Raw genomic sequence first — 25,511 nt, 5'->3', positions numbered from 1 at the left:
TGAAAAAAACATATTTCATGAAAGATATCGTCCTGACATTTGGTGCTTTATACGGTGGATTAGCTGTGATTTTTGGTGCTTTTGGAGCGCACGCGTTAAAAAAACGCATGAATGAGGAATTACTGAAAAGTTTTGAAACCGGAGTGAAGTACCAAATGTATCACGCCTTGGCATTGCTTTTAGTCAGTGTGTTATTGCCTTTTGAAAACGGTTTGCAAAATGCGGTGGCCTGGTGTTTTATTCTTGGCACCTTTTTGTTTTCTTTCAGCATTTATGGCTTGTGCCTGACTTCGATGCAAGGCAACAAATGGCGTTTTTTAGGGCCAATTACCCCTCTTGGCGGACTATTACTCGTAACGGGTTGGTTACTTTTAGTGTTTTCCGTGTAACAAATTTCTAAACGCACTACTTATTCATTCATTCGAACCTTAATCATAACTATATGAAAACAAATGCAATTGCTTTGTCATTATGTCTTTCCGCTACATTGCTGGTTAGCTGCAAAAAAGAAGGCAAGGAAAATTTAGCAGAATTGACCGATCCCTTGGTTACCAACCGCGATACTACGGTAAATCCTGCCGATGATTTTTTTAACTACGCCAACGGTGGATGGTTCAAGAAAAACCCAATTCCTTCATCTGAAAGAAGTAACGGAATTTTCAGAACAATTGGCGACACTATCAACTCCCAGATTAAACAAATCTGCATTAAATCTTCAGAAGACAAAGACGCTGAAAAAGGCAGTAATCAACAGAAAATTGGTGATTTCTACGCGTCCGGTATGGATGAAGCTTCAATTGAAAAAGCAGGATTATCTCCGTTAAATGCCAACTTTCAGAAAATTGATGCGGTAAAAGATGCGGCTTCCTTAATGACAACTATCGGTTATCTTCATACGCAAGGTGCCAGCCCTGCCTTTGGCTTTTATGTAGGTCAGGATGATAAAAACAGTACCCAATACGCTGTTTTCTTAGCACAAGGCGGCTTAGGAATGGGTAATCGTGATTACTATTTCAATACCGATGCTGAAACGGTTAAAATAAGAACGGAATATGTAAAGCATTTGGAAGCGATGCAAAAACTTACCGGAGCTGATGATACTTCAGCAAAAAAGAACGCGGCGCTTATCATGAAAATGGAAACCGAGTTAGCAAAAGCATCAAGAAAACTGGAAGCGCTTCGTGATCCTATCAAAAACTACAACAAAATGAAAGTGGCTGATTTGGATAAAACGACATCAGCTATAAAATGGCAACCAGTATTACAAGCGATGGGAATCAAAAATGCCAATGAAGTGATTGTGGGGCAACCGGAATTCTTCAAAGCAATGAACACGATGGTGGGAAGTTATTCCATTGAAGACTGGAAAGTATATTTAAAATGGGATTTGGTAAATTCTTATGCCTCGTATTTAAACAAAGCCATTGACAAGCAAAACTTCTACTTCTACTCGACCGTAATGAATGGTGTAAAAGAGCAAAAACCAAGATGGAAACGCGTAGTAGAACAAACTGACGGTTCTTTAGGGGAATTAATCGGACAGATTTATGTTGCTGAGTACCTTCCAAAAGGTTCCAAAGAGAAATTATTGGAAATCGGCAACAACATCCGCGACGTTTACGCTGATCATATAAAACAATTAGACTGGATGAGTGAACCAACCAAGAAAAAAGCACTCAGCAAACTTTCCAAAATTGTAATGAAAGTTGGGTACCCTGACAAATGGAAAGACATGAGTTCGCTAACCATCGACAGAAATTCATACTGTAAAAACGTGATCAATGCGAACGTTTGGGCTTATAACGATATGGTAAGCAAATTCGGCAAACCGGTAGACCGCAACGAATGGCATATGTATCCGCAAACGTACAATGCTTATTACAACCCAAGCAATAATGAAATTGTAGTGCCGGCTTGTAACATCATCGTTCCCGGTTTTGAAGGCAGAATGCCGGATGATGCTATTTTATACGGAATCATTGGCGGTTCAACTTTCGGGCATGAAATCACTCATGGTTTTGACGACCAAGGCTCACAATATGACGAAAACGGAAACCTAAACAACTGGTGGACTGCTGAAGATTTGAAAAAATTCCAGGAAAAAACCAAACTGATTGTAGAACAATTCAACAATTACACTGTTTTAGGAACGAAACATTTAAACGGTGACGCTACCCAAGGTGAAAACATTGCCGATTTAGGTGGTGTGGTTATGGGCTATGAAGCCTTCAAAAAAACCGAACAATACAAAAAACAACAGAAAATCAGTGGTTTGACGCCGGATAAGCGTTTCTTTTTAGCTTATGGTTATGCTTGGATGGTAAATATGAAAGACGAATCGTTAGCGAATCAAATCATGGTAGACGTACACGCTCCGGCACAATGGAGAATCAATGGGCCTTTAAGCAACATGCCGGAATTCTACAAAACATTTAATGTAAAAGAAGGCAATAAAATGTTCCTTCCGGAGAACAAACGTGTGAAAATCTGGTAATTTTTAGGCATAAAAACCGTAGATTCACAAATTATTTAGATTGGAATTTAACAATCCGCAATAAGTGAATCTGCGGTAAATTTATAGCAACTAAAAGCTAAACATACAAGATACTCAATTGTTGTGCTTTTTAAAACCAATAAAAAAACCGCTCAGTGAGCGGTTTTTTTTATCTGTAAAGTATCTATTAAGGGAAGATACCTCTTTGTTTGTAAGCCATTTCGATACGAACCAATGCCTGAATATAAGCTGCCGTTCTCCAGTCTGTTTTGTACTGACCTCCAGTGATTACAACACGGTTGAAAGCGTCTTCTACTTTCTTTCTTAATTTGATGATTACGTCGTCCATAGTCCAGATTTCTCCGTTACGGTTTTGCAACCACTCAAAGTAAGAGCCGATCACACCACCTGAATTACATAAGATATCCGGAATGATTTCGATTCCTTTTGCTAATAAAATAGCTTCACCTTCTGTATCAATTGGTCCGTTTGCTCCTTCAGCAATAACTTTTGCTTTTACAGTATCTGCATTAACTTCCGTAATCTGGTTTCCTAAAGCAGCCGGGATCACGATATCACAGTCCATTCCGAAGAAATCTGCACCATTATAATCCTGAGTATTTTTGAAACCTGAAATTGTTCCGTTATCGGCCTGGAAACGTAATAACGCCTCAGGATCAATCCCTTCCGGGTTGTAGATAGTTCCTGTAGCATCCTGAACTCCAACTAAAATCGCTTGATTTTTGTTCATGAAGTGTGCTGCCCAGTATCCTACGTTACCGAAACCTTGAACGATATATCTTTTACCTTCTAAAGAAGTGTTTCTCAATTTAGCCCAAGACTCTAAAGTAGCTACTACTCCGAATCCTGTTGCACGGTCACGTCCTTCCAAACCTCCTGAACCTACCGGTTTACCAGTAACTACGTGCTGGTTTCTTGAACGATCGGCCGGAGCTTTTGTAGACATATAAGTATCTGCAATCCAAGCCATCATTTGTGCGTTCGTGTTAACGTCCGGAGCCGGGATATCATACTCAGGTCCGATGTTATCGCCTAATGCATAAGCAAAACGACGTGTGATACGCTCTAATTCTCCTTGAGAATATTTTTTAGGATCTAATTGAATCCCTCCTTTACCACCTCCGTATGGAAGTCCTGCCAATGATGTTTTCCAAGTCATCCAAGTAGCCAATGCTCTTGCTGCATCGATATCAACAGTTGGGTGGTAACGTAAGCCTCCTTTGTAAGGCCCTAATACATTGTTATGCTGAACACGGTAGCCAGTGAATACTTCTACTGATCCGTTATCCATTTTCACTGGAAAGTGAACGATAATTTCATTGTTTGTAGTGGAAAGGATTTTTCTAACTGTGTCGTCTAATCCCATTACATTAGCTGCCTTTTCGAACTGATTTTTTACGTTCTCATACATGCTAGGCTGTTGCTTTGCTGCTGTTGCCATAGTTTCAATTATTTACAACTTAATTTTGTTTGTTTGTTTATTTTTAAGGCTTTAAAAAAGCAAGCAAATATATACTATTTTAAATTATTGAGATTCTTTTTTTTAATAAAATTAAGCTATTTCCGAACAATTTAACACTCCTTTTTGATTACCTTGTAATTCGTTTCAGCTAGGTAACAAAAGTTACTAAAAGGTACTTTTCAAAAACCTACATTTGTAAAAAAGAAAACCATGTATCAGTTGCTTAAAGATTCGTACGGCTACCTGTTTGAAGATGCTTTACTTGAAGAAATGGCCAAGGTCGGAAAACACCGGAAATTTAACGCCGATGAAATTCTTATGGAAATCGGAGAAACCATAAAATTTATGCCAATCCTTTTAAACGGTGCCATTAAAATTATGCGTGAAGACGATAACGGCGATGAATTATTGCTTTATTTTTTAGAACGTGGCGACACTTGTGCCATGACCTTAACCTGTTGTCTGGGAAACAATAAAAGTAAAATTCAGGCAGTCTCAGAAACTTCAGGCGATTTAATCATGATTCCCATCGAAAAAATGGAAGAATGGATTGTGAAATACAAATCCTGGCGCAATTTCGTTTTTGAAAGCTACAACACGCGTTTGATGGAAATGCTCGAAGCTATTGATACGTTGGCTTTTATGAAAATGGACGAACGTTTGTATAAATTCTTAACGGACAAAGCTAAAGTTTTAGGAACAACAGAAATTTCAAACACTCATCAGGAAATTGCTACTGAAATGCACACTTCCCGTGTGGTAATTTCTCGTTTACTAAAAACACTGGAACATGAAGGTAAAATCAAACTGAACCGCAACAAAATAGAAATTTTACAATTCTAATGGAAACATTCGGCTATTTTGGCGCTTTAGTAATTGGACTGATTTTAGGATTAACAGGCGGAGGCGGTTCCATACTGACGGTTCCGCTTTTGGTTTATGCGTTGGGGTTTAATCCGGTTACTGCTACTGCTTATTCGCTTTTTATAGTTGGAACTACTTCGGCTTTTGGAGCTACACAAAATTATCTGAAAGGATTTGTCGATTTAAAAAAAGGGATTTTATTTGCAATTCCTTCCTTTACAACCGTTTACTTAACCCGAAAATATATAGTACCTGCCATTCCGGATGTATTGCTGGAAACAAACTTTTTCAGTTTAACCAAAGAAATGTTCCTGATGGTACTTTTCGCGGTCATCATGTTTTTTGCAGCTTTATCCATGTTGAAAAAGAAAAAGCAAGTAGTAACTGAAGAATCATCCTCAACCGCAAAATTCATCCTGCAAACCATAATAGTAGGTTTACTAATCGGACTGGTTGGAGCCGGTGGTGGCTTTTTAATTATTCCGTCCTTAGTATTCTTTGCCAAATTACCGATGCGAAAAGCAGTTGCCACTTCCCTGCTAATCATTGCCTTAAATTCATTAATCGGATTTACGGGAGATGTTCAGAACATGGAAATCAATTGGCAATTTCTGATGATTTTTACCTCGATTTCCGTGGTTGGTATTTTTATCGGGATCTATCTTAATAAGTTCCTAAATGATGCTCAACTTAAGAAAGGATTTGGTTACTTTGTACTTTTAATGGCGCTTTTCATTTTATCAAAAGAGCTCTTTGGATTGTAACTTATGTTACGTCAGTTATTTAGGCCTTGTATTACCTTTACAAAAAAATTACAACAACTATGAAAATTGAACAAATTTATACCGGATGTATCGCTCACGCAGCATACTATATTGAAAACAACGGCGAAGCTGCCATCTTTGATCCGCTGAGAGAAGTTCAGCCATACATTGATAAAGCCACAAAAGACAATGCTAAAATCAAATACATTTTCGAAACACATTTCCATGCCGATTTCGTTTCCGGACATTTGGATTTAGCCAAAAAAACTGGTGCGCAAATTGTTTATGGACCAACAGCTAACCCAAGTTTCGAAGCTATCATTGCAAAAGACAACCAAGAGTTTAAAATAGGAGGCGCTACCATTAAAGCATTGCACACACCTGGGCACACAATGGAAAGCACAACCTATTTGGTTATCGATGAAAACGGAAAAGAACACGGCATCATCACCGGAGACACTTTGTTTATTGGTGATGTGGGAAGACCGGATTTAGCACAGAAAATTGCTTCCGATTTAACACAGGAAAAACTGGCGGGTTACTTATACGATTCCCTTCGCACGAAAATCATGCCTTTATCCGACGATTTGATTGTATATCCAAACCACGGTGCCGGAAGTGCCTGTGGAAAAAATATGAGTAAAGAAACGACGGATACGTTAGGTAATCAGAAAAAAGTAAATTACGCTTTACGTGCCGATATGACTAAAGAAGAATTCATTTCAGAATTATTAGATGGTTTAAGCGCTCCACCAGCATATTTTCCTCAAAACGTAATGATGAACATTCAAGGATACGAAAGTTTAGACACAATTTTGGACAAAGGAAAACATGCCCTTGAACCGGCAGCATTTGAAACTGTTGCAAACGAATCTGAAGCATTGGTTTTAGATGTTCGTCATCAGGATGCATATGTAAAAGAACATGTTCCGGGATCGATTTTCATCGGATTAGACGGCAACTTCGCTCCTTGGGTAGGCGCTTTGATTATGGATGTAAAACAACCTATCTTATTGATAACTGCGGAAGGTCGTGAAGAAGAAACAATTACCCGTTTAGCCCGTGTAGGTTTTGACAATTGTATAGGCTATTTAAAAGGCGGAATCGAAGCCTGGAAAGCTGCCGGTTTTGAAGTAGACAGCATTGTTTCTATTTCTCCGGAACAATTTGCTTCAGAAAAAGATCAAACTAAACTTAAAGTAGTCGATTCCAGAAAACCGGGTGAATATTCCGCTGAACATGTGGAAAACGCCATCAACATTCCTTTGGATTTTGTAAACAGTCAATTGTCCGAAGTTCCTAAAAATGAAGATTTCTATTTGCATTGTGCCGGTGGTTATCGTTCGGTAATTATGGCTTCTATCTTAAAAGCAAGAGGCTATCACAATATGATTAATGTTGAAAAAGGAATTGCAGGAATCCGAAATGCCGGAGTACCGCTTACAAATTTCGTTTGTCCGTCAACATTGAAATAATCTTTTAAAAATCAGGCTTAGTCCTGATTTTTTTATGTAAAAACACTAACAAAAATTTAGCAGTAACTATTTTAAATCGATAACTATTTTTAAATATTTTTGCACCACAAACAAATAAACATAAATAATGAAGAAAATTCTTTTGGTATCTGCTCTTACGATTTTAGCAGTGGCATGTAACAAAGTTGGAGATAAGGAATATTTAATTTCAGGAGAAGCTCCCGGTATTGAAAACGGAAAAATGGCCATTCTTCAAGTGCAAAACGAAGCAGGAATGTTTCCTAAGGATACCGTAAAAGTTGAAAACGGTAAATTTGAACTAAAAGGATCTCAAACAGAAGGAGCTGAAATAGGGTTCATTATGATTGAAGGTGTTAACAATGGTATGGTACCTTTCATCCTTGAAAACGGAGAAATTAACATTGCCGTTGATAAAGATACTATTCAGAAATCTAAAATTGGAGGTACAAACAACAATGATAAGTTTCAGAAATACAACGATGAATCAAGTGTAATTTTCAAAAAAATGGTTGCTTTCCAAAAAGCCAATCAAGAAAAATTCATTCAGGCAAGAACCGCTAATGACACGGTAACCATGAATGCTTTAATGAAACAGAACCAATCGTTCCAAAAAGAAATGGACAAGCAATCAGAAACATTCATTGAAAAAAATCCTGATGCTTTGTTATCCGTTTTACTTTTGGAAAATTTCATGTCAAGACAAACAATGGAATTTAATAAAATTTCAAAGTTTTACAACGCATTAGCTTCCGATGTTAAAAACAGTAAAAGTGGAAAAAAAGTTGGTGACTTCTTAAAAGCCCAGTCTGCGGTAGAAAATGGAAAAACAGCTCCAAACTTCTCAGCTCCTAATCCGGAAGGAAAAACCATATCCTTAAAAGAATCTTTAGGTAAAGTTACTATTATTGATTTTTGGGCTTCATGGTGCAAACCTTGTCGGGCAGAAAACCCAAATGTGGTTGCCCTTTACAATGAATATCACGCAAAAGGTTTAAACATCATTGGAGTTTCTTTAGACAAAGATGCTGCTAAATGGAAAGAAGCCATTGCTAAAGATCAATTAACTTGGGCTCAGGTTTCAAATTTAAAATTTTGGGAAGACCCGATTGCAAAACAATACAACGTTGAATCAATTCCGGCTACTTTCATCCTAGATGCTTCTGGAAAAATTGTTGCAAAAGACTTGAGAGGTGCAGAATTAAAAGCAAAAGTTATTGAATTATTAGGCAAATAAGCTTTAAAAACGCATACTATTTCTAAAATCTCCTTCGGGAGATTTTTTTATTTAATTCACTTCCAATGCATTAAAAAAAACTTTTAAATTATCTTTATTTAACGCTTGCATAACGAAAAAACAGTTCTATATTTGCAACCGCAATAAGCAAGTACAATACTTGTAACGCATGGGGAGATACTCAAGCGGCCAACGAGGGCAGACTGTAAATCTGCTGACTAAGTCTTCGCAGGTTCGAATCCTGCTCTCCCCACAAGATTATAAAATAAAAAAAAGCACCAAGTTTACTTGAGTGCTTTTTTGTTTTTATAAGCTTGAGTAAGGAAACCTTACTCAAGATCTTGGAGCGAAGCGGAAAAATCCTGCTCTCCCCACAAATTAAAAAACAAAAGGACTCAAAACCCAGTAAATCTTATGATTTTACTGGGTTTTTGCTTTTTAGGCACTTTCAAAATATTCATTGAATCTTAAAGGATAAAATCGAGACAACACAGCAGAAATCTTCAACTAGGTTTACTATTTAAAACCTTAAAAAAACGCATCTCTTAACCAGAATAATTAAAAAAGTTAGGAAATTGCAGATAACGTCACAATCATTAATGCCTGGTAAATTTACTACAAATATTATGATTACTTTTGGATTTCAAAAATTTGACAACGATTAAAGATGTTCCAAAACGCTCGCCTACTAATTCTATTTTTTTTCATATTAACGTTATCTACTTCTTATGCACAGAACAGAGCTATTGATTCGTTAAAAATTGTATTACAGAACCCAAAGCTTCATGACACCACAAGATTGCAAATGATTAATGATTTTGCCGGTTCACACTTTACCAATAACTACGACCCAGATTTTCATCGTGTCTTTGATATGCTGGGTGAACTAGCATTAAAAAATTATAAAAAAAAGAATACACCCAAACTACAAAAAAGATATACCGAATGGCTCGCTAGTTATTACTCGAAACTAGGAACGAGGTATTCGCAAAAAGAACAGTATGACAAATCAGTACTTTATTTTGATAAAGCAATAGCGCTTTATAAAGCTACGAAGTCTTATGACAATATGTATGTTGTTGGTCTTACAAAATCTCAAACCTATGTTTTAACCAAAGAGCTCAATAAGGCGATACCTTTAATATTTTCCGCTCTCAAATATTACGAAAAAGATAAGAAAACATATGTACATTCATTACCTCATGCTTACACAATGTTGGCCAACATATACAGACATCAGAATGAGTTTGAAAAATCCATTCAATATAGTCAGGAAGGTGTACGCTATTATGACTTATCGTATAAGGCGTATCCAATGAATCGTACCCTTAATTACAAAGCCTCAGCCTATCAAAACATAGCTTACTGTAATAGTCAGCTTAAAAAATACAGAGAAGCTTTAGCCTATTGTGAAAAATCGCTGGAAATAACCAAAAAATTAGGTGCCAACGTACAAACAAGCTTGGCTTTAACAGCTGCTGCGGACATGCAAATGAAACTTTCCAATTTTACGGAAGCCGAAAAGCTCTATCAGGAAGTTTTAGAACTGAAATCTGCGACTACCAATAGCATGACAATGGCTACCACCTATTTTGGTCTCGGTACTTTAAATTTTAATAAAGGAGACCTTGCTAATGCTGGTGTTTATCAAGAAAAAGCTTTTGAACTGAGTAAAAAAACAGGCAATAAGATTCTTCAGAAAGATATTGCTGAAATGTTGTACAAGATAAACCTCGCGAACAAAAATTATGAAAAGGCGCTTCAATATTATGAATTTGATAAAAAATTAGCCGATTCTACCCGAGTTGCCTCCTCAAAAAGAGAAATGTCTGAGCAGCAGCTCAAATATGAGTTTGAGAAAAAAGAGCTCCAACAGAAGATAATCCAGCAAAAGAAATTAGCTGCCATAAAACTCGAATCGGAAAGGAAAACTGCCCTCGAAACATCAAAAAACAAATTGGCACAACAGCAATTGAAGTATGATTTTGAACGAAAAGAACTCCAGCAGAAAATCATACAGGGAAAGAAAGTATCGGCCGTAAAACTTCTGGGAGAAAAGAAAGCAGCCGCAATCAAACTCGAAGGCGAAAAGAAAACTGCTATCAAAAACAACTGGCTTATCGGGCTGTCAAGTTTGCTTTTACTGATAGTGGTGGGAGCTTATTTTTATTATCGCAACAGCAAACAAAAACAAGCCATTACCGTTTTGGAGAAAAACCAAATCAAGCAAAAACTGCTTATCACGCAGATGAACCCGCATTTTATATTCAATTCGGTGCAAAACATCAGAAGTTTAATTAACAACAAACAAAATGATGAAGCGGTAAATTATTTGGGGAAATTTTCAAAACTAACCAGACAAATTCTTGAAAACTCCAATGAGAACTATATTTCACTGGAAGAAGAAGTAGAAATGATTGAAAACTACCTTTCGATACAACAACTACTGTATGACAATAAATTTAAATTCACCATTGATATTCAGGAAGGAATAGATAAAGAAACGATATTCCTACCGCCAATGTTAGCACAGCCTTTCATTGAGAATGCCATAAAACACGGTTTAAGCAATGTTCTGGAAAACGGAAAAATAGCTATTCACTTCTATTTAAAAGAGAATAAACTATACTTTGAAGTAACCGATAATGGCAAAGGATTTGGTACTGACACACAAGTTAGCAACCATAAATCACTCGCGATGACTATTACCAAAGAGCGCTTGGTGACTTATACCAAAAACAAAGATTTTGTAGTGCAAACGGATAATCTAATCACTCCGGAAGGAACTGTTAAAGGTGCCAAAGTTGTTTTTGAGATTCCTTATATTTACGAAAATTAAAACCAAATATGTTACGAGCCGTTGTCATTGACGATATTGAAAAAATAAGAAAAGAAAATATTGCTATTATTAAATCTACTTGCCCCAGCATTTCAATTATTGGGCAAGCCGATTCGGTGGCTTCAGGAATAACGTTAATACAACAAGTAACGCCCGACTTGGTTTTTCTAGATGTAGAAATGCCGGATGGTACCGGTTTTGATTTGCTTCAAAAAGTAAAGCCCATCAATTTTAAAGTTATTTTCATTACTGGTTATGAAGACTTTGCTGTTAAGGCATTTCGTTTTTCAGCCATTGATTATTTGCTAAAACCACTTGATTCTGATGATTTGGCAGAAGCGGTAAAAAAGGCAGAAAGTTCCCTTAGCAAAGAAGTCTTTGATATGAAGCTCAGTAATTTATTTGCCAATTTGGAACGTCCTAAAAACCTTCAAAACCTTATTCTTAAAACGGCAGACCGGATTTATTCCGTTAATATTCAAGATATTGTAAACTGTGAATCGGATAAAAACTACACTACGTTTCATTTTATCAATGCGCCAAAGTTAGTGGTTTCCACAAATCTTAAAGAGTATGAAACCTTGCTTACTCCCCATAGTTTTTTTCGCACCCATCAGTCACATTTAATCAATATGGCTTATTTCGACCATTTTATAAAAACTGACGGCGGAAATACTATAATCATGAAAAACAAAAGCGCAATCCCACTTTCGGTTCGTAAAAAAGAAGAGTTCCTGGTTCTTCTTGAAAACCTTCAGGTATAAATTTTTTCAAAAACGAATTTCCTTTAATCTTCTACGAATTTCCTTTAAAAGGAAACAGATATTCATTGCCCAAAATTGCCATTTTCTTTTGAATTATGTTTGGCCTGTAATTAAGAAAACAGAGTACAATTAACTTAAAAAAACAGTAAAACATGAAACAAATTAAAACGAGTGCAATGATTGTTGCATTGTTATTTTGCTTTACGGCTACTAATGCGCAATTGTTGAATAAGATTAAAAAAACAACCAATGATGCCGGATCGGTAATCGAAACTGGCAAAGCCGCAGACAAGGTACTGAAATCTGCTAAAGGGAAAGCAGGAAAAGGCGGTAAAAGCGGTAATTTCGGAGGTCTAAAATTAGATTGGAATACTTTCAAACAAACGCCGGCCGTAACTTTCAACTCTCTACTTTACGGAACAGGTACTTTTCCGGGATTAATTAATAGTTATACGGCAACTTTCATTCCAAATAAAACGGTTGACGGAAGAACAGTTCATGCCTTTTCGGATCAGTCGGAGTATTTGAGAATTAAGGTATACAAAGACAACCAGTACATGAACTATTTCGAGTATTCAGGAGATCAGGTTTTTGATGACGGAAAGAAAACAAAATTCAATGAACCAAGTAGCCGTTACCAACGTGATGGCGAATGGGTTGGACATTCAGAATCATTCATAACACAATGGGGTCCGGGTAATTACAGATTAGATTTTTATGCAGGAGACAAAATGTTTTATTCTTTTGATTTTGAGTTGGCTAAACTAACGAATACCGATCCTTATGCCGCTATGAATGAAATGTATGTTGTTCGTGGGCCATGGAATAATTTTGCTTATATAAATCACGCCAATACTGGTAATCTTCTTTTTGGTTTCTATATTACTCATGAAGAGTTTATGCCTAATCCTTCTAACAGCAGAAAAACCAACAAGAGTGTGAAGTGGTCTGTAAATATGTTTAAAGACAATAAATTGTATGCACAACATTATGGTAACGGACCCAATACGGCTCAAGTAGAACAAGCAAAATGGAATGAAGTTTCATGTGCCTTTAAACTCGTAAACAAACCTGGTGAGATTAAATTTGCAGACCTTACCGACGGGGCTTACAAAATTGAACTTACCATTGAAGGTGAAAGCGATCCGAGAATCTACAACTTTACTGTTAAAGATAAAAAGGTAGTCCAAATTCCGGAACAAGACAGAACTAAAAACACCGATCCGACAAGATTAATCGAAGGATGGAACGATTATTTTTGGCTTAAAAAAGTAAAATAATAACTGCATACAAAAAACAGAAATTTTGGCGACACTCCTAAAATGAATTCTACTTCTTGGGAAAAGGTATCGGAACTATACGTAAAATCAGTCGCAAATATTTTTAAGTCATAATAGCACGTTTTACTCAAACTTTAAAGCCAGTCGCTTGACTGGCTTTATTTCTCTATCCTCATATCCAATATTTCATCCCATGCCAAGAAACGAATTTCCTTTAAATCATAACGAATATCAACCCAAGTCAAACGAATGTTCATTAGACAAAATCCTCATTTTTCTTTCCTGTAATATTGTAATATAATTTTTAAAACAATGTTAAAGGATTAATCTTACACAAAATATATACCTAAGTTTGCGCACCAACACCTAAGTTAGGCAGGAACTCATTAATAAAATTTAATCCTATAAATACTTTATTAACTAAAACCCTATAAAAATAAGGGTCAAATGAAAAACAAAATGAAAAAACAATTACTTTTTATGGCTGTTGCCGGTTTATTTTCCACAATAGCTTCAGCAGCCGATTTGTATGTTAGGGAAAATGATGCCAATGCATTTTCTACTGTAAGCGCAGCAATTGCTCAGGCGTCTGACGGAGACCGAATTATCATCAGACCAAAAGCAAATAACGCAGCTTATATAGAAAACCTAACCATTAACAAATCGCTTACATTGGTATCCGAGACGGCTTATACCAAATATTTCATCAGAGGAACTGTAAATATCAATCCGCTAGCTGGAAGAGTAGTAACCATAAGCGGTTTAAGTTCAGGAAATTTTACCATCTATAATATTGTAGCAACAGGCGCTACCACCGGAGGTAGAACCACCATCAATCTGTATAACTGTTATTTAAATAATGTTGATGCTACCCCAGCGAACACAACCACAAACATGTCTGGATGTACTGTTAATGGCTATGTATATTTTTCACACGGAAGGATGACCGGAAATAACGTGCAGTCGATGACAGCCTACAACACTTCCAGCGATACGTCTCTGGCAGCTAATGATATTGAAATCACAGGAAATGCTGTGTCTTCCTGGATCGGAAGCCAACAAACCAGCTATAATTTTAAATTCTATAATAACTTTGCAAGTGGGTTTGGAATTTATAATACCAAAACAAGTGGAACTAACGAAATCGTAAATAATACTATATATGATCCTAATGGCGGAGACATCGCGCCTATATACATCGGCTTAAATGGCGATCCCGGTACTGGCGGAAACATCACAATCATGAACAATGCGATTTCATTTGTTGTAGCCCAAACCAATGCTTGTATACAGACGAACGGTGTGGCAAATGTAACGGCGACCTATAACGTATCTACAAATGCCTTTGTAACAGAGGGAACAATCACGCAAAGCAACAATACAGGAAGTGCCAATATGAACTTCAACAACACGACTTATACTGTTACTGGTGCCAATGTAAATGCAGGAAACCCTGCGGTTCAATACACCGACTTAGACTTAACCCGAAACGATGCCGGACATAAAGGAGGTTCCAACAGCTTTACCAATTACTGGCCAGCTGATAGTGGTAACAGAGCGCAAATCAATTATTTGAACGTTCCAAGAGTTATTACCGGCGGAACTCTAAATATAAACGGTTCCGGTTTTTCTAAATAATCCCAAATACTGCAAATTAAGATGAAATCGAAGATTCACGAACACAGTAAAAACAATTTTAAAACTGTGAGTAAAAAATATATTTATAGTATTATCGCTTTAGGCATGGTTACTCTTTGTTCCGCCCAGCTAACCATAAGCCAGGCAGAGTATTTTTGGGACAATGATCCTGGATTAGGATTAGGAACAGCTGTTTCAGCTACTGATGGCAGTTTCAATGGTGTCTTCGAACAACTGACCAAAACAGGAATTGCAACACCGGGCACCGGTTTGCATAAATTCAATATCCGTATCAAAGACAGTGCAGGCATGTGGGGTTCAACCTTTACAACTGTAGTTCAGGTGAATGCTGCGGCAACACCATATATTTCGATTGTACAGGCCGAATATTTTTGGGACGCTGATCCGGGAGAAGGAAACGGAACTGCGGTACTAGCTACAGACGGCAATTTCAACGATGTTTTCGAACAACTGACAAAAACCGGAATTGCACTTCCGGCAAATGGCTTACATGTATTCAACATTCGCATGAAGGACAGCGGAGGAATGTGGGGGTCGGTTTTCAGAAGTGTGGTTTCTGTAGAAGCTCCTTTGGCAACAGAAGATTTTAATCTTGCCAATCTAATCGTGTATCCCAATCCGGTGAAGGATATTTTGAATTTTTCTTCCGATAAAGAAATCACTTCGGCTGCAATTTATAACCTAATGGGTCAGGAAGTAAGAACAGAATCATTGCATGTTAGCGAAGGAAGCATCAATGTTTCCAATTTGGCTTCGGGAACCTATTTGATAAAAATAACTGCAAATGACGCCGTTAAAACACTAAAATTTATTAAAGGGTAATCAACTTTAAAAGTTCAAAATTTAAATCTCTAATTCGAAAAGGATTAGAGATTTTTTTTTCATTACCAATATAACTCTGTTATGACTATAGCCGAGTTTATTTTTACAAATGTTTTGGGGCTTTTGGTTTTGAGTAAAGTTCACCTTACTCAGAATGTAGGAACAAAGTGACAAAATCCTACTCTCCGCAGAAATAAAATCAAACCCTGTAAATAATTAAGATTCGCTGTTTTTCAGCTACTTTTAAAATATTCATTCAATCTTAAACTTAGGGAATAAAATCGATTACTTTTACATACAAATGCTACTATATGCTTTGTTTTTAAACATTACAAGTCACAGCGTTACTCATTCTTCTATTTATTAACTAATTTTGTATAAAAACAATTCTCAACTAATGAAAATATATGTTAAAAACATGGTTTGTCCACGTTGCATTATGGCAGTTGAAACCATTCTGAATTCGTTACAAATAGACTACAGGAATGTTTCTTTAGGTGAAATAGACGTAAATGATCAGCTCAGCGATTCGGAGATGATGAAACTATCCAATCAACTGCAAGCCATTGGTTTTGAAGTAATAGATGATAAAAAAAGACAACTGATTGAGCGTATCAAAAACTACATCATACAATTCATCCACCACGATAAAGAAATGCTGAAAGTGAATTTATCCGATTTTCTTGCAAAAGAATTAGACTACGAATACAACTATTTAAGCAACTTATTTTCCGAAGTGGAAGGTACGACAATAGAAAAATACTTAATTGTTCAAAAAATAGAAAAAGTAAAGGAACTTATCGTTTATGATGAACTTTCACTTAAAGAAATCGCACATCAAATGGGTTACAGCAGTGTGGCATATTTAAGCAATCAATTCAAAAAAGTAACAGGATTGACCCCATCTCATTTTAAAACTATTGGACAGCAAAAAAGAATTCCGCTGGATTTTCTGTAAATGTTACAACTCGTTGAAAGAAAAGTGTAATACTTACTGTTGTTATCTGACGGAACTTTGTATCATCAAATAACAATAGTCATGGAAACAACCAATAAAACAATAGCCATTCCTCTTGAAGGTGTTCATAGTGAACATTGTGCTCTTATTGTTGATGATGCATTGGACAAAACCAAAGGCATTCTAACCCACAAAGTGGAGTTAAATAACAATCAGGCAAAAATTGAAGTCGATGCGAAACAATTCAAACTGACCGAACTTACCCAAAACATACGTGATTTAGGATATGATATTACCACTGTAAAAAAATCATTTCCTGTAACCGGAATGACCTGTGCTTCCTGTGCTATAAGCGTGGAAAGTATTTTATCGTTCGAAGAAGGTGTAATTTCCTCAGCTGTAAATTATGCAAACTCCACAGCAACAGTAGAATATATTCCGGGAATTGCCAAACTTGAAAATTTCAAAAAAGCCATTCAAAGTATTGGATACGATCTCATTATCGAAGAATCTGAAAATCAGGAAAATGAATTGGAAGAACGTAAAGAGCAACAATTCACTGCGTTAAAGAAAAAAACCATTGCTTCAGCCTTATTTACCCTGCCGGTTTTTATCATCGGAATGTTCTTCATGAATATGCCTTATGCCAATTGGATCATGTGGGCCTTCTCTACTCCCGTTTTGTTTTGGTTTGGAAGAAACTTTTTCATCAATGCATGGAAACAAACGAAGCATCGTAAAGCCAATATGGATACTTTGGTCGCTTTAAGTACCGGTATTGCTTATATTTTTAGTGCTTTCAATACTTTATTTCCACATTTTTGGCACGATAGAGGACTTCATGCCCATGTTTACTTCGAAGCTGCCACTGTAGTCATTACATTCATTTTACTTGGGAAATTACTGGAAGAACGTGCTAAAGGTAATACAGCATCGGCCATTAAAAAATTAATCGGACTACAGCCAAAAACAGTTATTCGATTGAATAACAACGGAGACCAGGAAGAAATCAAAATCAGCGATGTAAATCTGGGAGACCTTCTTTTAGCAAAACCGGGAGAAAAAATCGCGGTAGACGGAAGTGTAAAAAACGGAACTTCCTTTGTTGATGAAAGTATGATTTCCGGAGAGCCCATTCCCGTTGCCAAAAATGCAAACGACAAAGTATTCGCCGGAACCATCAACCAAAAAGGTAGTTTTCAATATGTTGCGGAAAAAATCGGTAGTGATACTTTATTGTCGCAAATCATTACCATGGTACAAAACGCGCAAGGGAGTAAAGCACCGGTTCAGAAATTGGTTGATAAAATTGCCGGAATCTTTGTACCCATCGTTATTGGAATTTCAATATTGACTTTAATTTCATGGATCATTTTAGGTGGTGAAAACGGCTTTACCCAAGGTCTTTTAGCAATGGTAACCGTTTTAGTGATTGCCTGTCCGTGTGCTTTAGGTTTAGCAACTCCAACTGCCATTATGGTTGGTGTGGGGAAAGGAGCCGAAAAAGGAATCCTGATTAAAGACGCTGAAAGCTTAGAATTAGCTAAAAAAATTGACACTGTCATTTTCGATAAAACCGGAACATTAACCGAAGGAAAACCATCAGTAGTAGCCGCTTTGTGGAAAGAAGAAAATCATCATTTGCACGGTATTTTACTTTCAATCGAATCAAAATCGGAACATCCATTGGCAGAAGCTGTTGTAAAGCATTATTCGGGTATGCCAATCATGAACGTTACTGAATTTGAGAGTATAACAGGATTTGGTGTAAAAGCCAAAGTAGAAGACAAAACTTATTTTATTGGAAACAAACGTCTTTTGGAAGACAATAACATCGTTACAGCTACCATTTTTTCAGAATTTGCTTCCAATCAGGCATCATTAGGACATACTTTAATTTACTTTTCAGATGCTGAAAAAACACTTGCTGTTTTCGCCATTGCCGATAAAATTAAAGAAACTTCCATCGAAGCCATAAGACAACTGAAAGAATTAGATATTGAAGTGGTCATGTTAACCGGTGATAATGAATCGACTGCTGCATCAGTAGCCAAAATTGTAGGACTGACAGAATACAAAGCCGGTGTTCTTCCAGAAGATAAACTAACCTACGTAAAAGCGTTACAATCTGAAGGAAAAACAGTTGCCATGGTTGGTGATGGTATTAACGACAGCGCCGCTTTGGCTCAAGCCAATGTAAGTATCGCCATGGGAAAAGGTTCTGATATCGCGATGGATGTGGCGCACATGACTATTATTTCATCCGATTTATTGAAAGTACCGCAAGCCATTTCATTATCGAAACAAACCGTAAAAACGATAAAACAAAACCTATTCTGGGCATTCATCTACAATTTGATTGGAATTCCAATTGCTGCTGGTCTACTCTACCCTATTAACGGTTTCTTGTTAAACCCTATGATTGCAGGTGCCGCCATGGCGTTGAGCTCAGTAAGCGTGGTGAGCAATAGTTTGTGGTTAAAGTACCGTGGATAACTGTAAATTTTACAAAACAGCATAAAAAAAGCATAACAGAAACCCCAATTATACTACCGAACTTTGTACTAATAATAATCAATAAATTAAGTAATTATGAAAACGAAACAATTTAAAACTAATATCAATTGCTTAGGATGTGTTGCTAAAGTTACACCTATTTTAAATCCTCTTTTAGGAGAAAACAACTGGGAAGTGAACGTTCGTGACAAAGACAAAATCTTAACTGTACCAACTGAAAATTTAGATGAAAAATCGTTGTTGGAACAAGTAAAAAATGCCGGTTTTAAAATAGAAATCATATCATAAAAAAACCATCATGAAAACACTATTTTTTGAAATTATCAGTTTGGGTGCTATCATGACAGCCCAAGCACAACAAAATGAATGGGCGACTGTTCTGGATCATTATTTAGTTATGGAAAATGCTTTAGTGGCTTCAAATCCGGAGGACGCAAAAACCGCAATGGAAAAAATGCATAAAAACGTACTGCAACTTCAAGCGGAGGCCAAAGGCAAAAACTATGAAAAAGAAGTCAAATTTTTAGCAGCTTATCTTGAAGCACACAGTAAAGCAACGTCTTTAGATGATTTAAGATCCGGATTCGAAAAAATATCAAAATCGATGATTGCTTTGGCAGAGCTAAAGGTCTTTGGTAAAGATGCATTGTATGTCGTGTATTGTCCCATGAAAAAAGCCAGTTGGCTGGATGATGCCAATACAGTTAAAAATCCGTTCTTCGGAAAAGCCATGCTAACCTGTGGCAGTGTGAAAAAAACCATTAATTAAAATTTACAGACCATGAAAAAGCTATTCCTGACACTGTTATTTCTAAACTTAGTATTTGCTGCTGATGCACAGCAAATAAAACGTTACGATTTACATATCAAAGATACTCTTGTCAACTTTACGGGAAAAACAAAACCGGGGATAGCTATCAATGGTCAGATTCCGGCTCCTACTCTGGAATTTACGGAAGGTGACATTGCGGAAATTCACGTTCATAATCATATGCATCATGAAACATCATTACATTGGCACGGCTTAATTTTACCCAATGAAATGGACGGTGTCCCTTATTTAACAACAGCTCCGGTCAAATCGCATACTACAGCCGTTTATCGTTTTCCGATTGTACAAAACGGAACCTACTGGTATCATTCCCACACCATGCTTCAGGAGCAGATTGGGATGTACGGAGCCTTCATCATCCACAAAAAAGAACCTTCCAAAATAAAAGAAAAAGTAGTCTTACTAAGCGATTGGAGTGACGAAAACCCAGATCAGATTGAGCGTTCTTTACATCAGGCTACAGATTGGTACGCAATTAAAAAAGGGGCAACTCAAAACTATTATCAAGCGATTAAAGAAAAGCAATTCGGAACCAAACTGGAAAACGAATGGAAGCGCATGATGGCCATGGATGTAAGCGATGTTTATTATGAGAAATTCCTAATGAACGGAAAACTTTCCGAAGCCGTTTCCGATTTACAACCTGGTGAACAAATTCGGTTACGCGTTATCAACGGCAGCGCCTCCACGTATTTCTGGCTTCATTTTGCAGGAGGAAAAATGAGTGTAGTTGCCAGCGACGGCATCAATGTAAAACCTGTTGAAGTAGATCGGTTAATTGTTGGTGTTTCAGAATCGTATGATATTGTTGTGACGGCACCTCATCATGGCAGTTATGAATTTTCAGCCACTTCCGAAGACCGAACCGGACATGTTTCGCTTTGGCTTGGTAATGGCGACAAAAAAGCTTTACAACCCATGGAACGCCTCAATTATTTTGAAGGCATGAAAATGATGAACGACATGATGACCGTTGGCGGAAAAATGAACGACATGGGCATGAACATGAGCCTGCAACAGATGGACATGAATGCCGTAATGTATCCTGAAATAACCGGAAGAAAATCGGATAAAACTTCTGAAAACGAACATCAGCACCATGACATGAGCCATGAATCTGATAGTGAAAAAGTGACACTCAACTACAACATGCTTGAAGCCGTAACAAAAACGACATTACCTGACAAACCTTTCCGGGAGCTTACATTCGAGTTAACAGGAAACATGAACCGTTACGTTTGGACGATGGACAACAAAACGATTTCCGAAACCGATAAAATCCTGATCAAGAAAGGCGAAAATATCCGTATTATCCTGAAAAACAATTCCATGATGCGCCATCCGATGCATTTACACGGACATTTTTTCCGAATCGTAAACCAATACGGCGATTATTCCCCATTGAAAAACGTGATGGATATCATGCCGATGGAAATCAATATTATCGAGTTCAATGCTTCAGAAAATTATGGCGATTGGTATTTCCACTGTCATATTCTGTACCATATGATGTCGGGCATGGGGAAAATCTTCAGTTATGAAAATTCGCCGCCAAATCCGGAATTGGGCGATCCCAAAAAGGCTTTACGAAAAGTATATGCCGATGACAGACGCTTTTATTTAGGAGCCGAAATCGGGATAGAAAGCAACAGCAGCGACGGTGAAATCCGATACGGCAATACCCGATGGATGTTTCAGGGCGAGTGGCATGCAGGCTTTAAGAAAGAATACGGTTATGAAAGTGCAATTCAATTTGGTAGATTTTTGGGAGCCAATCAGTTTTGGTATCCTTATGTGGGTGCTGATTTCCGATACCGTTCCAGTGATGAAACAGAAACCAATTTGTTCGATCAAAGCAGTACCAAAAACAAACGTGCAGCCGCCATTGCCGGTATACAATATACTTTGCCTTGGTTTATCGTAGCCGATGCGCGTGTCGATCATGAAGGAAAAGTTCGTTTTGAAGTAGCGCGGGAAGACATTCCACTAACAGAACGTATGCGCTTAAGAGCCAAATGGAATACTGATAGAGAATGGACCGTTGGCGCGAAATACATGCTAACAAAATACTGGTCGCTTTCCTCGCATTACGACAGCGATATGGATTGGGGTGCAGGATTAACATTTACTTACTAACATAATTCGAATACCATGTCACAACAGAAAGACAAAACAGCTTTAATACTAATTGATTTTCAAAAAGGATTCGATGATATCACCTATTGGGGAGGCAACCGAAATAATCCCGATGCGGAAATAAATGCAAAAAAAATATTGGATTTTTTCAGAGAACATGCACTGCCTGTCTTTCATGTTCAGCATTATTCTGATAATCCAAAATCAAGGCTGGCAGAAGGAAATGAAGGTCATGAAATTAAAGACCTCCTCAAACCTGTTCATGATGAGGTTCTTATTAAAAAAAATGTAAACAGTGCTTTCATCGGTACCGATTTAAAAGACCGATTGGATGCCGATAATATTACTAAACTTGTGATCGTTGGATTAACAACAGATCATTGTGTGTCGACAACAACAAGAATGGCCGGAAACTATGGTTATGAGACTTATTTACTTTCTGATGCCACGGCTACTTTCGATAAAATCGGTTACGACGGAAAGAAATACCCGGCCGAACTTATACACGAAACTGCATTAGCAAGTTTACATAACGAATTTGCAAATGTCCTTACCACAAACGAAATGATTAAAAAATTTATGTTGGGAACTTCATAAAATTTGAACTTTAGCTTAAAATGCACATAGAATTAAACCAAATAATCATGAAACTGGTAATTAAAAATATGGTATGTAACAGGTGTATAACTGTTGTGCAACAGGAATTCGAAAAAATGAATTTCAGCATCGTTCATATCAAACTGGGTGAAGTGATTACAGACAGCGTCATTTCAGATACAGAGCTTAAAATTTTAAATGAAAAACTTGAGCTTCAAGGTTTTGAAATTTTAGATGACAAAAAAACCATCATCATTGAAAAAGTAAAAAACATAGTTGTAGGCATAATTCATGGTACTGATATGATTAATCTGAAAACCAATTTTTCCGAACTTATCCAGGATAATATGGCTATGAGTTATAATTCCATCAGTTCGCTCTTTTCGTCAACAGAAGGTATAACCATTGAACAGTACATCATTCAGCAAAGGATTGAAAGAGCAAAAGAACTTTTAGTTTACAACGAATTGAGTTTAAGCGAGATTTCCTTTAAGTTAGGTTACGCCAGCATCCAACATTTATCTACACAGTTTAAAAAAATCACCGGCACTACTCCATCGCAATTTAAAAACATTACTGAGAAAAACAGAAAACCAATTGATTATCTGTAGTTGAAATTTTCTAAAACCTGCATGCTTTATTGTTAAAACCATAGATTTATTAAGCAACAAAAATTTATAGGTTTCAAAACACTTGAAAAATTATGAATCGGATCCTTTTTCAAACAATCGATTGGAGTAGAATTCCGAAAGTTAAACATTCTGGAAAAACAGACATTTCATTATAGCAAACAACATTCGGGTGTTAAAGACTTTATCTTAAAATCCTTTTCTTTTTGACTTTCGCTTAAATCCTACATCCATTTAAACAAAAACGTTATGAAATTTTACACATCCATTCCAAAGGAACTTAAAATTTATTTCAATACCGAATTGAACAACTACCGAATTGAATATTCAAATGGGAATCTACTAAATGCATGGAACCATTTAGAACGTGCACATATAATTGGTCAAAGCTATCCTTACAATCACACTTTTGTTCATTTGAAAATGCTACAATTTGGCTTTAAAATTAAAAGCAAAAAAGAAATCCTGGGTCAAATTCCGAGGTTACTCTTTGGAGGAATAATGTCATTTGTCGGAAAAATTCCAGTGGGAAATCCCGGAGGGGCAAATGTTCCTCCCTTGAAACCATTTCCAATAGAAAAAGAATTGCAAGATATTTTTAATAAAGCCGGAGTTAATTAAAAAGGTATACTCCGCGTTACGTTTGTTGGCGATATTTATTACTTATATTCATGAATGCTTTATAAGCTTCATCTTACTTCCTATTTGCCTGATTTATAATATCTGGATAAAGAATTATAATCCACTACGGCAGCTTTCCTTTCAAATCACTCTTACTTTCATTTAAGCTCAATTCAGAAAAATTAAGAACTGTAATTCTGAATCATTCTTAAACTAAATTGAGAATTTACAAGTTTTCGACTCTCTCCAGACGTCTTGAAATTCAATTACATAAGATCCTCGTTTTTTTGCAAAAACATGTTTTGCAGTGAATAATTAATGCCCATTTTTTCCTAGAAATACAGCTTAGAAAATTATATAAATCTTACATATAATTATATGAGAACTAGGCTTTCAAACCAACATAACTTTGCCTAAGTAATTCAAAATTATACGATTAACTAATTATTTTATTATGCAAAATGTATTAAAAAAATTATTTCTAGTTTATTCTTTAGGTGCAGTTATGATCTCATGTAATGATAAAAATGAAAAAACTGTAGCCGAGAATTCAACCGCTTCACCGGAAGCCAATAAACTAGTTGTTGATGCTATTCATGTAGAACCGAAAGAGTTAAACCATGAAGAAGCTGTTGCCGGTTCAGTACTTCCTTTTCAGGATGTAATCATTACCAGTGAATTGTCTCAGAAAATCACCAGAATATCCTTTAAAGAAGGGGATTATGTTGGAAAAGGTCAATTGTTATACAAACTAAATGACTCTGAATTCCGAGCACGATTAAGAGAGCTAAATGCCGAATTGAAATTGGCCCGATTAAACGAACAGCGTTTAGGGAAACTCCTTCAATCCGAAACCGTAAGACAGCAGGATTACGATGAAGCCCTTACAAAACTTCACGTATTGCAGGCTCAGGAAGAAATGGTAAGAGTGCAGTTAAGCAAAACCGAAATTAAAGCGCCTTTTTCCGGAAAAATAGGGATTTCAAAAGTCGATTTAGGTTCTTATGTAACTCCAGGGCTTCCCTTGGCAAATATCCAGAATCAAAGCACGGTTAAAATTGATTTTTCCATTCCGGAGAAGTACATCCAAAGCGTTGCCATCGGGAAAACCATTCAGTTTACAACCGGATTATCCGATGAAAAACATACGGCGGTAATCAGTGCAAGTGAATCGGGTGTGGATTCGGAAAGCAGAAACCTGAATCTAAGAGCTACTGCGAGCAATTCCAAAGGAATATTTAAAGGAGGGCAATCCGCTAAAATTTATTTTCCTACTACAAACGAAAACACTAAAGGAGTATTAGTGCCGACAGAGGCTTTAATCCCAAGCGAAAAAGGATTCAGTGTTTACGTCATTAAAAACGGTATCGCAAAAGTTACCCCAGTTACCATTAACAACCGAACCGAAAATGAAGCTGCCATAACATCAGGTTTAGAAGCCGGAGATCAGGTAATTATTTCAAACATCCTGAGACTATCAGACGGAACGCCTGTAAAAGCGATTTTCAAAAATAATATCTAA

General features: G+C 36.7%; 21 protein-coding genes and 1 tRNA gene. 21 read left to right on the top strand and 1 reads right to left on the bottom strand.

What is annotated here, in order from left to right:
- The first annotated feature begins 17 nt into the window (after positions 1-17).
- Both ABGT15_RS12590 and ABGT15_RS12585 read left to right on the top strand, forming a co-directional pair.
- On the top strand, positions 18-389 hold the full coding sequence (locus ABGT15_RS12590) for a DUF423 domain-containing protein (RefSeq protein WP_367231796.1): 372 nt from the start codon (positions 18-20) through the stop codon (positions 387-389).
- A gap of 53 nt (positions 390-442) precedes the next feature.
- On the top strand, positions 443-2,494 hold the full coding sequence (locus ABGT15_RS12585) for a M13 family metallopeptidase (protein ID WP_367231795.1): 2,052 nt from the start codon (positions 443-445) through the stop codon (positions 2,492-2,494).
- Positions 2,495-2,681: 187 nt separating this feature from the next.
- Here the strand turns inward: ABGT15_RS12585 and ABGT15_RS12580 are convergent, their stop codons facing one another.
- Positions 2,682-3,956: a Glu/Leu/Phe/Val family dehydrogenase gene (locus tag ABGT15_RS12580; protein ID WP_367231794.1), complete on the bottom strand. Its 1,275-nt coding sequence runs from the start codon at positions 3,954-3,956 to the stop codon at positions 2,682-2,684.
- Between the two features lie 231 nt (positions 3,957-4,187).
- Here ABGT15_RS12580 and ABGT15_RS12575 point away from each other — a divergent pair, with 231 nt between their 5' ends.
- The 19 genes from ABGT15_RS12575 to ABGT15_RS12485 all read left to right on the top strand — a co-directional run bounded on the left by ABGT15_RS12575 (position 4,188) and on the right by ABGT15_RS12485 (position 25,511).
- Positions 4,188-4,820, top strand: coding sequence for a Crp/Fnr family transcriptional regulator (locus ABGT15_RS12575; RefSeq protein ID WP_367231793.1), 633 nt, complete (start codon positions 4,188-4,190; stop codon positions 4,818-4,820).
- Positions 4,820-5,605 carry a sulfite exporter TauE/SafE family protein gene (locus ABGT15_RS12570; RefSeq protein WP_367231792.1) on the top strand — a complete coding sequence of 262 codons (786 nt, stop codon included), beginning with the start codon at positions 4,820-4,822 and terminating at the stop codon, positions 5,603-5,605. The genes ABGT15_RS12575 and ABGT15_RS12570 overlap by 1 nt, the downstream gene beginning before the upstream one ends.
- A gap of 59 nt (positions 5,606-5,664) precedes the next feature.
- Complete coding sequence (locus ABGT15_RS12565; RefSeq protein WP_367231791.1) at positions 5,665-7,080, top strand: MBL fold metallo-hydrolase; 1,416 nt, start codon at positions 5,665-5,667, stop codon at positions 7,078-7,080.
- Positions 7,081-7,207: 127 nt separating this feature from the next.
- Positions 7,208-8,335: a redoxin domain-containing protein gene (locus tag ABGT15_RS12560; RefSeq protein WP_367231789.1), complete on the top strand. Its 1,128-nt coding sequence runs from the start codon at positions 7,208-7,210 to the stop codon at positions 8,333-8,335.
- 171 nt (positions 8,336-8,506) lie between these two features.
- Positions 8,507-8,588: transfer RNA gene (locus ABGT15_RS12555), tRNA-Tyr, on the top strand.
- A gap of 552 nt (positions 8,589-9,140) precedes the next feature.
- Entirely contained in the window at positions 9,141-11,174 is a 2,034-nt protein-coding gene (locus ABGT15_RS12550) for a tetratricopeptide repeat-containing sensor histidine kinase (RefSeq protein ID WP_367231788.1), read from the top strand.
- A gap of 8 nt (positions 11,175-11,182) precedes the next feature.
- Positions 11,183-11,938 carry a LytR/AlgR family response regulator transcription factor gene (locus ABGT15_RS12545; protein ID WP_367231787.1) on the top strand — a complete coding sequence of 252 codons (756 nt, stop codon included), beginning with the start codon at positions 11,183-11,185 and terminating at the stop codon, positions 11,936-11,938.
- 152 nt (positions 11,939-12,090) lie between these two features.
- Positions 12,091-13,218: a hypothetical protein gene (locus tag ABGT15_RS12540; RefSeq protein ID WP_367231786.1), complete on the top strand. Its 1,128-nt coding sequence runs from the start codon at positions 12,091-12,093 to the stop codon at positions 13,216-13,218.
- Between the two features lie 459 nt (positions 13,219-13,677).
- On the top strand, positions 13,678-14,856 hold the full coding sequence (locus tag ABGT15_RS12535) for a hypothetical protein (RefSeq protein ID WP_367231785.1): 1,179 nt from the start codon (positions 13,678-13,680) through the stop codon (positions 14,854-14,856).
- A 21-nt stretch (positions 14,857-14,877) separates the two neighbouring features.
- A complete protein-coding gene (locus ABGT15_RS12530) occupies positions 14,878-15,699 on the top strand; it encodes a T9SS type A sorting domain-containing protein (RefSeq protein WP_367231784.1) in 822 nt (273 codons plus the stop codon).
- A gap of 397 nt (positions 15,700-16,096) precedes the next feature.
- Positions 16,097-16,657, top strand: coding sequence for a helix-turn-helix domain-containing protein (locus tag ABGT15_RS12525; protein WP_367231783.1), 561 nt, complete (start codon positions 16,097-16,099; stop codon positions 16,655-16,657).
- 81 nt (positions 16,658-16,738) lie between these two features.
- Positions 16,739-19,153: a heavy metal translocating P-type ATPase gene (locus ABGT15_RS12520; protein ID WP_367231782.1), complete on the top strand. Its 2,415-nt coding sequence runs from the start codon at positions 16,739-16,741 to the stop codon at positions 19,151-19,153.
- Between the two features lie 96 nt (positions 19,154-19,249).
- On the top strand, positions 19,250-19,462 hold the full coding sequence (locus ABGT15_RS12515; protein ID WP_367231781.1) for a heavy-metal-associated domain-containing protein: 213 nt from the start codon (positions 19,250-19,252) through the stop codon (positions 19,460-19,462).
- Positions 19,463-19,472: 10 nt separating this feature from the next.
- Positions 19,473-19,943, top strand: coding sequence for a DUF3347 domain-containing protein (locus tag ABGT15_RS12510; protein WP_367231780.1), 471 nt, complete (start codon positions 19,473-19,475; stop codon positions 19,941-19,943).
- Positions 19,944-19,955: 12 nt separating this feature from the next.
- The gene (locus ABGT15_RS12505; RefSeq protein WP_367231779.1) at positions 19,956-22,142 is read left to right on the top strand and encodes a multicopper oxidase domain-containing protein; all 2,187 of its coding nucleotides are present in this window, start codon (positions 19,956-19,958) and stop codon (positions 22,140-22,142) included.
- A 15-nt stretch (positions 22,143-22,157) separates the two neighbouring features.
- Entirely contained in the window at positions 22,158-22,739 is a 582-nt protein-coding gene (locus ABGT15_RS12500; protein ID WP_367231777.1) for a cysteine hydrolase family protein, read from the top strand.
- A 47-nt stretch (positions 22,740-22,786) separates the two neighbouring features.
- The gene (locus ABGT15_RS12495) at positions 22,787-23,350 is read left to right on the top strand and encodes a helix-turn-helix domain-containing protein (RefSeq protein WP_367231776.1); all 564 of its coding nucleotides are present in this window, start codon (positions 22,787-22,789) and stop codon (positions 23,348-23,350) included.
- Between the two features lie 267 nt (positions 23,351-23,617).
- Positions 23,618-23,989, top strand: coding sequence for a DUF3703 domain-containing protein (locus ABGT15_RS12490; protein WP_367231775.1), 372 nt, complete (start codon positions 23,618-23,620; stop codon positions 23,987-23,989).
- 454 nt (positions 23,990-24,443) lie between these two features.
- Positions 24,444-25,511 (top strand): efflux RND transporter periplasmic adaptor subunit, encoded by a 1,068-nt coding sequence (locus ABGT15_RS12485; protein WP_367231774.1) that lies wholly within the window; start codon positions 24,444-24,446, stop codon positions 25,509-25,511.

This window comes from Flavobacterium enshiense (genome assembly GCF_040750275.1).
In the GTDB taxonomy this organism is placed as follows: domain Bacteria; phylum Bacteroidota; class Bacteroidia; order Flavobacteriales; family Flavobacteriaceae; genus Flavobacterium; species Flavobacterium enshiense_B.
This window is presented reverse-complemented; position numbering and strand designations above follow the sequence as displayed.